The organism is Pseudomonas sp. Z4-20, from assembly GCF_051131955.1.
Taxonomy (GTDB): domain Bacteria; phylum Pseudomonadota; class Gammaproteobacteria; order Pseudomonadales; family Pseudomonadaceae; genus Aquipseudomonas; species Aquipseudomonas marvdashtae.
This window is the reverse complement of sequence record NZ_CP071641.1, coordinates 1705802-1717861: the sequence shown is the minus strand read 5'-3', so window position 1 is coordinate 1717861 and position 12060 is coordinate 1705802. Positions and strand designations below refer to the sequence as shown.

At 59.6% G+C, this 12060-nt stretch carries 9 protein-coding genes and 4 tRNA genes; 4 read left to right on the top strand and 9 right to left on the bottom strand.

Going from position 1 to position 12060, the window contains the following annotated elements; all coding sequences use genetic code 11:
- Positions 1–37: 37 nt before the first annotated feature.
- Positions 38–553: a DUF2062 domain-containing protein gene (locus J3P82_RS07985; protein ID WP_434562053.1), complete on the top strand. Its 516-nt coding sequence runs from the start codon at positions 38–40 to the stop codon at positions 551–553.
- Between the two features lie 72 nt (positions 554–625).
- On the opposite strand, the gene J3P82_RS07980 is transcribed toward J3P82_RS07985, so the two are convergent.
- The 3 genes from J3P82_RS07980 to J3P82_RS07970 form a co-directional block, all read right to left on the bottom strand.
- Positions 626–1405 carry an ABC transporter permease gene (locus J3P82_RS07980; RefSeq protein ID WP_186611537.1) on the bottom strand — a complete coding sequence of 260 codons (780 nt, stop codon included), beginning with the start codon at positions 1403–1405 and terminating at the stop codon, positions 626–628.
- Positions 1402–2334, bottom strand: coding sequence for an ABC transporter ATP-binding protein (locus J3P82_RS07975; RefSeq protein ID WP_434562051.1), 933 nt, complete (start codon positions 2332–2334; stop codon positions 1402–1404). The genes J3P82_RS07980 and J3P82_RS07975 overlap by 4 nt, the downstream gene beginning before the upstream one ends.
- Positions 2335–2467: 133 nt before the next feature.
- Positions 2468–3091 carry a glutathione S-transferase family protein gene (locus J3P82_RS07970; RefSeq protein ID WP_434562049.1) on the bottom strand — a complete coding sequence of 208 codons (624 nt, stop codon included), beginning with the start codon at positions 3089–3091 and terminating at the stop codon, positions 2468–2470.
- Positions 3092–3387: 296 nt separating this feature from the next.
- On the opposite strand from J3P82_RS07970, the gene J3P82_RS07965 reads away from it, so the two are divergent.
- On the top strand, positions 3388–5835 hold the full coding sequence (locus tag J3P82_RS07965; protein ID WP_434562047.1) for an acyl-CoA dehydrogenase: 2448 nt from the start codon (positions 3388–3390) through the stop codon (positions 5833–5835).
- Between the two features lie 88 nt (positions 5836–5923).
- Positions 5924–6331 carry a PA2817 family protein gene (locus tag J3P82_RS07960; RefSeq protein ID WP_434562045.1) on the top strand — a complete coding sequence of 136 codons (408 nt, stop codon included), beginning with the start codon at positions 5924–5926 and terminating at the stop codon, positions 6329–6331.
- A gap of 172 nt (positions 6332–6503) precedes the next feature.
- Here J3P82_RS07960 and J3P82_RS07955 read toward each other — a convergent pair.
- The 4 genes from J3P82_RS07955 to J3P82_RS07940 form a co-directional block, all read right to left on the bottom strand.
- Positions 6504–6579, bottom strand: a tRNA-Gly gene (locus J3P82_RS07955).
- Positions 6580–6582: 3 nt separating this feature from the next.
- Positions 6583–6658: transfer RNA gene (locus tag J3P82_RS07950), tRNA-Glu, on the bottom strand.
- A gap of 105 nt (positions 6659–6763) precedes the next feature.
- A tRNA-Gly gene (locus J3P82_RS07945) sits at positions 6764–6839 on the bottom strand.
- Between the two features lie 2 nt (positions 6840–6841).
- A tRNA-Glu gene (locus J3P82_RS07940) sits at positions 6842–6917 on the bottom strand.
- Between the two features lie 371 nt (positions 6918–7288).
- Here J3P82_RS07940 and J3P82_RS07935 point away from each other — a divergent pair.
- Positions 7289–8047, top strand: coding sequence for a hypothetical protein (locus J3P82_RS07935; protein ID WP_434562043.1), 759 nt, complete (start codon positions 7289–7291; stop codon positions 8045–8047).
- 423 nt (positions 8048–8470) lie between these two features.
- On the opposite strand, the gene J3P82_RS07930 is transcribed toward J3P82_RS07935, so the two are convergent.
- Together J3P82_RS07930 and J3P82_RS07925 are read right to left on the bottom strand one after the other, a co-directional pair.
- Complete coding sequence (locus tag J3P82_RS07930; RefSeq protein WP_434562041.1) at positions 8471–10438, bottom strand: methyl-accepting chemotaxis protein; 1968 nt, start codon at positions 10436–10438, stop codon at positions 8471–8473.
- Between the two features lie 110 nt (positions 10439–10548).
- Complete coding sequence (locus J3P82_RS07925; RefSeq protein WP_434562039.1) at positions 10549–11946, bottom strand: PLP-dependent aminotransferase family protein; 1398 nt, start codon at positions 11944–11946, stop codon at positions 10549–10551.
- Between the last annotated feature and the right edge of the window lie 114 nt (positions 11947–12060).

Genomic DNA, 12060 nt, shown 5'->3' with positions numbered 1-12060 from the left:
TTGCGACCTGACTGCTTTGATCCCACCGAGAAGCCTTATGCCCCGGCGCCTATTCAAACGTTTCATGCCTGACCCAGCGAGCATTCGGGAACACAAGTCCTTACGCTTTCTCGGTACTCTGCTTCACGATCCCAACCTTTGGCACCTCAATCGCCATTCAGTGGCACGAGCGATGGCCGTCGGCCTGTTCGCCGCGTTTCTGCCGATCCCGTTGCAAATGCTGTTGGCCGCGGCGCTGGCCGTCACGGTGCGTGGCAATATTCCGATTGCGGTGAGCCTGGTCTGGTTGACCAACCCCATCACGATGCCTGCGGTGTTCTTCTGCACTTATCAAACCGGCGCCTGGCTGATGGACGTGCCAGCCCGGACGTTGCCGGATGAGCTGACCTGGGAGTGGATCACTAACCAGTTGTCGACATTGTGGCAGCCGTTTTTGCTGGGGTCTGTGGTGACGGGGTTGGTGCTTGGCGCGTTGGCTTATTTTGTCACCATGGCGTATTGGCGATGGTGGGTGACGCGGCAGTGGCGGCGACGTAAGAAAAGCCGGATGTGAAATGCGAAAAGGCCTCCAACAATTGGAGGCCTTTTCGTTCCGCTCGAGAGGGTGGCGCATGAAACTACCGGCTCAGGTCCGCATCCCCCGCCCACTCACCAACAACCGCGCACACCCCACATAAAGCACCACGGTCGCCACCACCATGAACGTAATCGCAATGCTGATGCGAATGTCCGAAACCCCAAGGATCCCGTAGCGGAAAGCGTTGACCATGTGCAGCACCGGGTTGGCCAGCGATACGGTCTGCCAGAACGGTGGCAGCAGGGAGATCGAGTAGAACACTCCGCCCAGGTAGGTCAACGGCGTGAGCACGAAGGTCGGGATGATGGAAATGTCATCGAAGTTGCGCGCAAACACGGCGTTAATGAAACCCAGTAGCGAAAAGATCGTCGCCGTCAGCACTACAACCAGGATCGTCAACCCCAGGTGATGCACTTGCAGGTCAGTGAAGAACAGTGACAGCAGCGTCACGATCAGACCCACCGCCAGCCCTCGCAGCACGCCGCCCAAGGTGAAGCCGATCAGGATCGTGTGAGGTGAAACCGGCGAGACCATCAGTTCTTCGATCGAACGCTGGAACTTGCTGCCGAAGAAACTCGACACGACGTTGCCGTAGGAGTTGGTGATCACCGACATCATGATCAGTCCCGGCACGATGTAGTCCATGTACGTGAAGCCGCCCATGTCGCCTATCTGCCGGCCGATCAGGTTGCCGAAGATGACGAAATACAGAACCATCGTGATGGCCGGCGGCAGCAGCGTTTGCGGCCAGATTCGCATGAAACGTCGGACTTCTCGGTAGACGATGGTGTTGAGAGCGATGAGGTTGGGGCGCAATTCGGAACTCATACCGCCACCTTCGCCAGGTTTTTCTCCACCAGGGACACGAACAACTCCTCAAGGCGATTGGTTTTGTTACGCAAGCTCAGCACTTCGATGTTCTGTAGCGCCAATTGGGTGAACAACCCGGTGATACCAGCGGCTTTGTCGACCTGGACTTCCAGTGTGTGGCCGTCCACCAGCCGGGTGGGATAGCCAACGAGCTGCGGCACGACACTCAGGTCATGCTTGAGGTCCAGCAGGAAGGTTTCCACATGCAACTGGCTCAACAACTGGCGCATGCTGGTGTTTTCCACGATGGTGCCGTGGTCGATGATGCCGATGTTGCGGCACAGCTGCTCGGCTTCTTCAAGGTAGTGCGTGGTGAGGATGATGGTGATGCCTTTCTGGTTCAGCTCGGTCAGGAAGGTCCACATCGAACGGCGTAGCTCGATGTCCACACCCGCGGTCGGTTCGTCGAGGATCAGCAGGCGCGGCTCGTGCACCAGCGCGCGGGCAATCATCAGGCGCCGCTTCATGCCCCCGGACAAAGAACGGGACGGCACGTCGCGCTTGTCCCACAACCCTAGTTGGGTCAGGTACTGTTCGGCGCGCTCATTGGCGACCTTCGGCGGGATGCCGTAGTAGCCGGCCTGGGTCACGACGATGTCGAAGGTCTTTTCGAATTGGTTGAAATTGAATTCCTGGGGCACCACGCCAATGCAACGCTTGAGCGCGGCGGGTGAGCGGTCCAGGTCATGGCCGAAGACATTTACCGTACCGCCGGACTTATTCACCAGGGTGGAAAGAATGCCGATGGTGGTGGACTTGCCTGCTCCGTTAGGGCCAAGCAAGGCGAAGAAATCACCTTCGGCAACGTCCAGATCGATACCACTCAGGGCCTGGAAACCGTTGCCGTAGGTTTTGGTTAACTGCCGTATGGACAGAGCGGAACTCATATCGGATTACGCACCAAGAAGGGGAAGAAAAGAATAGATAAGGGCGTGCGGCGAGCAATACAACCACGGCACACGAAGGCAATGGTGAGTGGCGTCGCCGCACAAGTACAGTGAAGTGTGTCGATAGTAAGTATTAAGTCAACGCGGTCATGACGGCTTTTCGATAGGCTGGACGCTGCGTGAGCCGTGCATACCAGGCCTCCAGGTGAGGCAGGTCGGGGCGCCCGATGGGCATCTCGAACCAGGCATAAATGAAACTGCCCAAGGGAATGTCGCCGATGCCGATTTCTTCACCCGAGAGGTAAGGCTGTTCGGCCAAGGCCTGCTCCACCATCGCCAGCAAGTCGCTGCACTCCTTGATTCCCGCGTTGATGGCCGCCCAGTCCTGTTGCTCGGGAGGGGTGCGCAACACACCCCAGAATACCGTGCGAAACGGCGCAGCGAAGCTGGAGGTGGTCCAGTCCATCCATTTTTCAGCCCGGGCTCGGGCCTGAACGTCAGCGGGGTACCAGGCCGAACCCGGGGCATGACGAGCGGCCAGATAGCGGACGATGGAGTTGGATTCCCATAGCACGAAGCCGTCCTCCTCGATCATCGGGACACGGCCGTTGGGATTCTTCGCACGGTACTCAGGCGTGTCCACCACACCGAACGCCCCGCCCGCGTCGATGGCCTGGTAAACCAGGCCCAGCTCTTCGGCGCACCATAACGCCTTGCGCACGTTCGATGAATTCTTCCGGCCCCAGATCTTCAGCATCACGGCTTCCTCATTGGATAAATGCCGCAGCAGCATACGCCGGATCAGCCGTGGCTCAAATCGCCCGGCAGGTCTCCAATCCATATCAGCCCTGGCTCGGCGATAACGACGTTTCGGCCAGACAATGGCGTTTTCTCACGCTGACAACGAACGATTTCCCACGGCTGTTGCCAACCAGACTGGCGCAATGTGTCGAGGGTTTCCCACGAAAACAGTCACATCGCGCCTACCGCCGGTTTTGCAGGGGCCGTCTAAGCTCTGAAGGTCGGTTTGCCTTGGTTCACGGAGGATCACTTATGCTGTTGTTGTGGATACTGGTGCTGGTCGTTGGAATAGCCTGGCTGGCGCACCGTCGCACCGCCCCGCTGCCCGCGCTGGGCATCGTCGCGGTCTATTTGCTCGTCATGGGTGTTTCCAGCCACGCCCCCGGCTGGCTGATGCTGATCCTGTGGCTGGCGCTCGCCGTCGTCGCTGCCCCGCTGTTGTTGCCAGACCTGCGCCGCAAATATTTCAGCGCACCGATGTTCGACTGGTTCCAGAAGACCTTGCCGCCCATGTCGCAGACCGAACGCGATGCCATCGACGCCGGCACGGTGTGGTGGGACGGCGAGCTTTTCAGTGGCCGCCCGAACTGGGACATGTTGCTGGCCTACCCCAAGGTGCAATTGACCGAAGAAGAGCAGGCATTCCTAGACGGCCCTACCGAAGCGCTCTGCGCGATGGTCAGCGACTGGCAGATCGGCCAGGCCATGGACCTGCCGCCGCAGGCCTGGGCCCATATAAAGGAACACGGTTTCTTCGCGCTGATCATCCCCAAGGAATACGGCGGCAAGGGGTTCTCCGCCTATGCCCATTCCCAGGTGGCGATGAAACTGGCGACCCGCAGCGGCGACCTGGCCTCCACCGTGATGGTCCCCAATTCCCTCGGCCCGGCCGAACTGCTCTTGCACTATGGCACCGATGAACAACGCAACCATTACCTGCCGCGTCTGGCCCGTGGTGACGATATCCCCTGCTTCGCCCTGACTGGGCCGCTGGCCGGCTCCGACGCCGGGGCGATGCCCGACACCGGCATCATTTGCAAAGGCGAATGGGAAGGCAAGGAAACCCTGGGCCTGCGCTTGAACTGGGAAAAGCGCTACATCACCCTTGGCCCGGTCGCCACCCTCCTCGGCCTGGCCTTCAAAGCCTACGATCCCGACCACCTGCTCGGCGACGAAGAGGACCTCGGGATCAGCCTGGCGCTGATCCCGACGGATACACCCGGCGTCCAGATCGGTCGCCGTCACCTGCCCCTCGGTGCCGCCTTCATGAACGGGCCGAACTGGGGCAAGGACGTGTTCATCCCGCTGGACTTCCTCATCGGCGGCCAGGCCATGCTCGGCAAGGGCTGGATGATGTTGATGAACTGCCTGTCGGTCGGGCGCTCGATTTCCCTGCCGGCGGTAGGCACCGGCGCGGCGAAGTTCACCAGCCTGGTGACAGGCCAATACACCCAGGTGCGTGAACAATTCAACGTACCGCTGGCTGCCTTCGAAGGTATTCAAGAGGCCATGGCGCGGATCGGTGGTAACGCCTGGCTGATGGATGCCGCGCGCATGCTGACCGCCAATGCGGTAGACCTCGGCGAGAAACCCTCGGTGCTGTCGGCGATCCTCAAGTACCACCTGACCGAACGCGGTCGCGAGTGCATCAGCCACGCCATGGACGTGCACGGCGGCAAGGGCATCATCATGGGCCCGAACAATTACCTGGGCCGAAGCTGGCAAGGCGCACCCATTTTCATCACGGTCGAAGGAGCGAACATCCTCTCGCGCAACCTGATGATCTTTGGCCAGGGTGCAATCCGCTGCCATCCGTTTGTACTCAAGGAAATGGCGCTGGCGACCCGGGAAGATCAGGACCAGGCGCTGATCGAATTCGACGGCTTACTGCTCAAGCACATCGGCTTCGCGGTCAGCAATGCCGCCAGCACCCTGGTGCTGAACCTGGGCCTGGGACATTTCGACAACGTGCCGGGCAATGCCTTGAGCCAAGGGTATTTCCGCGCCCTCAATCGGCAGGCGGCAGCATTCGCCCTGCTGGCGGATTTGAGCATGATGTTGCTCGGCGGCGAACTCAAACGTCGCGAACGCCTGTCCGCACGCCTGGGTGATGTATTGAGCAACCTTTACCTGGCGTCTGCAGCTCTAAAGCGCTACCACGATCTCGACTCGCCAGACCATATGGCGCCGCTGTTCCAATGGGCCATGGAAGAAAGCCTGGGCCAGTCGGAGCGGGCGTTGGACGAACTGCTGGCGAACTTTCCGAACCGCGTGCTGGGTTGCCTGCTGCGGGTGATGGTGTTCCCTTTCGGCCGGCGCCACAAGGGCCCCAGCGACAGGTTGGACGCCGAGGTAGCCGCCGTGATCGGCCGGGCCAAGGGCGATCCAACCTTGGAGGAACTGCTACAAGGCTGTTATCGCCCGCAATCGACGGACGACCCAGTCGGAGCGTTGCAACATGCCGCCGACCTGCTGGCCGCCGCCCAGCCGCTGCACAAAAAACTGCAGGGCGCGTTCAAGCACGGGCAGCTCAACCCGGCGCCCGGTGAACACCTCATCGACGCAGCCCTGGAAGCGGGTGTCCTGCAAGCCGGTGAGGCGCAGACTTTGCGCGCAGCTGAAGCGGCACGCCGCCAGGTCATCGACGTGGATGATTTCGACAAGGAGGAACTGATGCTCGCCGAGGCGAAAGTTCGTTAACCCTGTCGGCGATCTGATCGCTGCCATGTAAAAGCGGGCGCAGGGGCTTTATACTCCTGCGCCCGTTTTGCTCTTGAGGACTTATCTCGTGTCCAACGTCGTTGCCGATCACCTCGTCTTGCTTGACCACTTGCGCAGCATCCTGGTCGCCGTGGGTGAGGCCGAACAGGTTCCCGAAGAAAGCCATGCGCTGTTCCTGGAGCGCTTTGACGAATTGCGCGCGCAACTGCCGGTCGACCCGATCCAAAGCCAGTACCTGGGCCAGGATCTGCTGTGCCAGGTCATCGTGCGTTATCCACAGATCGCCCACCTGGTGCCTCGCGACCTGCTGTGGTATTTCGGCGGCGATTGCCTGCACTACATGCCCGACGAAGAAATCGGTCTGTACCAGGCCCTTGAGGAACGTCGCTTCGAAGCCGAGCAAAACGACGAGCCTTTCGACTGGAGCCAGGAAAAACAATTGCTGGCCATGTCGGATCAGGACAGTAAGCACTGATTGCAAACAGCACGACAAAGACCCGCATGAGTTAAAACTCTGCGGGTCTTTTTTTGATTTTTTTATCGAGCCATGTTTGGCAGTGGGCGCGCGATACTTAGCCTTGAAGTTGGGACAGACTTTTCCTGCGCGCAAAAAAAAACGCCGCTCAATGAGCGGCGTTTTTTGAATTTGGAGCGGGAAACGAGACTCGAACTCGCGACCCCGACCTTGGCAAGGTCGTGCTCTACCAACTGAGCTATTCCCGCAAATGGCGTCCCCTAGGGGACTCGAACCCCTGTTACCGCCGTGAAAGGGCGGTGTCCTAGGCCACTAGACGAAGGGGACACGCTAACTGAAATACATGGTGTGTATTCCAGTGCCCAAACCCGCATCCTAAGATATCGGCTCTGGCTTCACTCAGCACTGCCCGAAAGCAACGCTGCTTAAAATTGGAGCGGGAAACGAGACTCGAACTCGCGACCCCGACCTTGGCAAGGTCGTGCTCTACCAACTGAGCTATTCCCGCATTGGCGTCCCCTAGGGGACTCGAACCCCTGTTACCGCCGTGAAAGGGCGGTGTCCTAGGCCACTAGACGAAGGGGACACACGTACAACATTCACTGCTTATCGCGTTTGGCTGAGTGCTTTACGCTGTAAGTGGCGCGCATTCTATGGACGGATTGGAGGGTCGTCAACCCCCAGATATAAATTTATTTAAATCAATGACTTCCTCAGGTTTGGGGCGGATTTGCGGATTTTGCCCGCCCGGTCCCTGACGCCTATATTCTGTCGCCCGCCAAGACGTTATAGTCGCACACGGCAAATGATGGCAATGTGCATCTATGGCGCTACATACTCCATAAACAGCACGACGCCCGTCTAATCGCATCGTTCGGGCCTATGCGCTTAAAAGCCAAGCCACTACACTCATGACATGCAAACGCTAATAAAGAGGTCTTACCGGTGACACCACTCATGATCACCCTGCTCGTCGTAGCCGGGATCGCGCTGTTGATCGCCATTGGCTACATGAACCATGTGGTGGAAAACAACAAGCTGGAAAAGGCCCGCACCAAGGTTGAACTCAACGACCGTTTGCGTCGTTGCGGCGAGCTGACCGAAACCTTCCCCGGCCAGCTGATGACTCCGGCCCTGAAACTGTTGATCACGCGCCTTGAACTCAACGTCTGCCAGCGCTTGCTCAATCTGGACAAGACCAATGCTGCGGTCAAGGCACGCCTGGACGAACTGACTGCATTGGCGGCCCAAGGTGAATCGATCCCGGTGAGCAACCCGCCGGCACCGATCCAGACCGAAGCCAAGGCCAAGGATGTACGGTTTCTGCTCGAGGCCTTGCACGGCCAGATCACCCGCGCTGCCCAGGACGGTTTCCTGCCGTCCAATGAGGCCAAGCGTTGGATCCGTGAAGTGCGGCATATCCTGGTGCTGTTGCACATCGAATTCTTCAACAACCTTGGCCAGCAGGCTTTGCAACAGGAACAGCCGGGGCAGGCTCGCCTGGCGTTCGAGCGTGGCGTGCAGTATCTGCGCAAGCAGCAGGAGCCTCAGCTCTATGTCGAGCAGTTGGCCTATCTGGAGAAGCTCCTGGCTCGGGCCAATGCCCAGGTCCTGGCCAGCACTCAGCCGGTCGAGGGTGAGGTGAATCAGTTGACGGAAGGCTTGAAGGACGACGAAGCGAACGACGAGTGGAAGAAGAAGAAGGTTTACGATTGAGGTTGGAGTTGGGATTGGGATTGGGATTGGGTGTATATCCGTTGCCGCGGTAACGGCTGCTTAAGGTTTCGCCCTTACGGCGAGTCACTTTTGAAAAGCGTCAAAAGTAACCAAAACCGCTTTGCCCCACCACTCGGCACCTCGCCTAGGCTCGGTGTACCCGAACGCAGGCATTGCTCCGTGGGCCCGCTGCGAAGGGCCATCCATGGCCCAGCGCAGCTATCCCGGCATCCATGCCGGGATGCCCACTGCGCAATACCTGCGTTCGGCCAGCGTGGTTAACGGGGCGCCGAAATCAACGTCCTCCGCGAGGCGGCCTTATAGCCGACCTGTCTCTGGATGGCCGCGTTTCTTCTGTGAGAGCAAGACTGCTCACGGTAGCCGAATCAGTTGCAAAGGTTGGATTGCTGTCGCCGCCCCCATTCACAACCTGAAATGCCCCACCATCCCCTTCAATTCAGCGCCCAGCTGCGCCAGTTCAATACTGGACGCGGCGTTGCCTTGCATGGCCACGGATGACTGATCGGCGCTGGCCCGGATGCTGGTGACGCTGCGGTTGATTTCTTCGGCCACTGAGCTCTGTTGCTCGGCGGCCGCGGCGATCTGCTGGTTCATTTGCTGGATGAGCGACACCGCTGCCGCGATGCTGCCGAGGGCGCTTTCGGTCTGTAGTGCATCGCTGACGGCCATTTTCACCAGGTCGCCGCTGCTCTGGATCTGTTGTACGGAGGTCTGGGCGGCTGAGCGCAAAGCACTCACCAGTCGCTCGATTTCCTCAGTGGACTGTTGCGTACGCTTGGCCAAGGCCCGTACTTCGTCGGCCACCACAGCAAATCCCCTGCCCTGTTCGCCCGCCCGAGCCGCCTCGATCGCGGCATTGAGCGCCAGCAGGTTGGTTTGTTCGGCCACGCTCTTGATGACACTCAGGACCTTGCCGATGTTTTGTATTTCGGCGCTCAGGCTTTCGATGCTGGTGCTGGCCAGTGTGGCCGAGTCGGCCAATTGCTCGATGCGTACCATGCTCTGGCGCACTACCTGCTGGCCGCTTTCGACCTTGTCGTCAGCCGTCTGAGCCGCTTGCGCCGCCTCTTCGGCATTGCGGGCGACGTCGTGCACGGTGGCGGTCATCTGGTTCATGGCCGTCGCCACTTGCTCGGTTTCCTCCTTCTGGCTGCTGACTTCCAAGTTGGTCTGTTCGGTCACGGACGACAGCGACTGGGCCGAGCTGGCCAGTTGCTCGATCCCGGCCTGCAATCCACTGACGATGCTGCTCAAGCCGGCGGCCATCTGTTGCATCGCGAGCATCAACTGGCCGATCTCGTCCCGACGCGTCACTTCGACCTTGGCACTCAAGTCACCCGAAGCAATTTGCTGAGCGACACGAATGACACTGCGCAGCGGCGTGACGATCAGCCGGGTGATGACCCAAGCGGCGATCAATCCCACCAGCAGCGCCAAGGCCGACGAGCCGATGATCATCAGCGAGTTCTTCTTCAGTTCCCTCTGCATGGCACTGTCTTCGGCGCCGTAGGCCTGGTTGACCCGCGCCACGACCTGATCGGCGCGCTCGTGCAGTTGCTGGTAGACGGTCTTTTCGTTGGCCAACAGGCCGGTGTATTCGGCGAGCTGTTGGTTGAACCCGCCAATATGCCCGGCCACTTCGTTGAGCACGGTCTGGTAGCCTGGATCCTTGACGGCGCTCCTGAGCCCTTCGGCCAGTTTCATGGCCTGCTCGGCCTGTTCTATATTGCCTTGTCCAGCGGCTTCATCACTGCCTTTGCGGCTCTGATCAAGGCGAACGCGCGCTTCGTTCATGGCCTGCAACATCATCCGCGACACTTCGCTGACCTGATTGGCCTGCTCGATGAACTCGGCGCCCTCCTTGCCTTCCGACTCCTTCAACGTGTAGGCGCCGTCATCGGCTAACCCAGCCTGCAACACATCCAGGTTGTTGGCGACGCTGGAGACTGACCAACTGGCCATTTCGAGGGCCAGATCCTTGCTCTGGCTCAGCCCGACGAACTCATCGAATGCTTTGCGATAGGCCGCCAGGGCCTGTTCCACATCTTCCATCACTGGCACGTTGGCAGCCGATTGTGCCTTGAGCTCGTTTGCCAGGGCCACCAGCCCGTCAACACCCTGGCGCAAGGCATCGGCGGTCTTGGGATCGGAGCGCAAGGCGTATTCCTGTTCAAGCAGCCGGACCTTGAGCAGCTCGTTGTTGAGGGACGACATCTGCTTCAAGCCATCGAAGCGAAAACTGATGGTTTGCAGGGACCAGACGCCAATAGCCGCCACTACTGCGGTGAGCAGCAATACCAGGACGAACCCGATACCCAGTTTCTTTGCCATACCCAGGTTGGCAAAACGTCCTTGCACGGCCGAAATCATTGCGCCCAATCCTCTGCCAGTGTGTGTTGATTGCAGGTTCGCAACGAGACGCCCCGCAACACAAGATGCTCGCGTCGGAATAATGGCAAAAAGCTACAGCCGCGTCGTTTTCAGGACACTTGAGGTCGATCCAGAGCCGTCGCTCGGAAGAACGCCAAGGCTTTGGGATCTCGGGCATAGGCCACGTTGATACGCAGCCAGTCAGTGTCCGTGCCCGAAGGGCTGAATGCGGTGCGCGACGACAGCTGTATACCGCACCGTTTGGCCAGCCGCTGCAACTCAGCATAGTCACACAATGGCGCACGCGCCCATATGAACAAGCCACCCGCCGGCTTGCCAAACACTTTCCAGTCGGCGTCCTCCAGCAGCTGCAAAGCCACTGCCATATCCACGCTCAGTCGCTGCCGTTGGCGTTGGACCAGTTTGCGATAGGCACCGTTGGCCAGAAGATTGGCCAGCACCGATTCGCAGAATCGAGAACCGCCCATGCTGGTGATCTCCTTGACCTCGCTCAAGCGCGCGATAGTGGCCGGCCCGGCGACCACGAAGCCGACTCGCAACGAGCTGCTCAGGGTTTTTGAAAAGCTGCCCAGGTAAACCACATCGGCATCCAGCGCCGCCAGGCGCGGGCGCATCGAACTTTGAAAATCGGCATAGACGTCGTCTTCGATAACCAGCATGGCGTGTTTTTTTGTCAGTTGCAGCAGCTGCTGGGCCACGGCTGGAGCCAGGCTGCTCCCGGTAGGATTGTGGCAGGCGCTGTTGACGAACAGAGCGCAGGGCCGATGGATCGCCAGCAGGCATTGCAGGGCGTCGATGTCCGGTCCGCGTGGGGTCCTGGGCAGTTCGATCATGTCTATTTTATGCAGCCTGAGCAGATCGAACAGGTTCGAATAGCCGGGACTCTCCACTACCACGCAACATCCTGGTGGCAGCAGGGTGCGCACGATCAGGTCAAGCCCGTGGGTGGCGCCCGCAGTCGTAAGGATCCGGTTCTTATCGGCGTCGATATCGAACTGCTTCAGTCGCCTGGACAGAAGCTCGCGTAGGGCCGGCAACCCCAGCGGCGTGCTGTAATTGAACAGGCCTGCCATGTCTGTTCGGGTTACCTGACGGATCGCATAGCCCAGATCGTCGCTTTCGCGCCAACTCTCGGGCAGGCCGCCACAACCCAGCTTCAGCTCTTGTTGCGCGTCGCTGGCCGGGCGGGGCGGGGCAGACAGTGCGTCCTGGAGCCAGACGCTGCCTGCCGGCTCCCCCACTGCCGAAGGGGCGAGGGCGACAAAAAAACTCGAGCCATTACGGGATTCCAGCACGCCTTGGGCAACCAGGCGTTGGTAGGCGTCGTGAACACTGGCCTGGCTGAGCAGGTTCTCCCGCGCCAGTTGCCGGATCGATGGCAGGCGAGTGCCCGGTTCAACCGTCCCTTGTCGAACCCAACTGGCCAGCGCATCGACGATTTGCTGCACGACAGGTACCAGTGCCTGCCGGTCGATTCTCAACTCCATGAGTAAACAAGCTCCTAAGCGTTTGTTTTATTTCCACAAACAGTTAAGCACAGGCCGCCGCCGGACGATGTACGACATCGGCGCAAAACCACCTGATTCTCATTCTTTGAAATA

Excerpts from the sequence above, each read along its gene's own strand:
- J3P82_RS07965 (WP_434562047.1), top strand. The coding sequence starts at position 3,388 with ATGCTGTTGTTGTGGATACTGGTGCTGGTCGTTGGAATAGCCTGGCTG.
- J3P82_RS07980 (WP_186611537.1), bottom strand. The coding sequence starts at position 1,405 with ATGAGTTCCGAATTGCGCCCCAACCTCATCGCTCTCAACACCATCGTC.
- J3P82_RS07970 (WP_434562049.1), bottom strand. The coding sequence starts at position 3,091 with ATGCTGAAGATCTGGGGCCGGAAGAATTCATCGAACGTGCGCAAGGCG.
- J3P82_RS07975 (WP_434562051.1), bottom strand. The coding sequence starts at position 2,334 with ATGAGTTCCGCTCTGTCCATACGGCAGTTAACCAAAACCTACGGCAAC.
- J3P82_RS07935 (WP_434562043.1), top strand. The coding sequence starts at position 7,289 with ATGATCACCCTGCTCGTCGTAGCCGGGATCGCGCTGTTGATCGCCATT.
- J3P82_RS07925 (WP_434562039.1), bottom strand. The coding sequence starts at position 11,946 with ATGGAGTTGAGAATCGACCGGCAGGCACTGGTACCTGTCGTGCAGCAA.
- J3P82_RS07930 (WP_434562041.1), bottom strand. The coding sequence starts at position 10,438 with ATGATTTCGGCCGTGCAAGGACGTTTTGCCAACCTGGGTATGGCAAAG.
- J3P82_RS07985 (WP_434562053.1), top strand. The coding sequence starts at position 38 with ATGCCCCGGCGCCTATTCAAACGTTTCATGCCTGACCCAGCGAGCATT.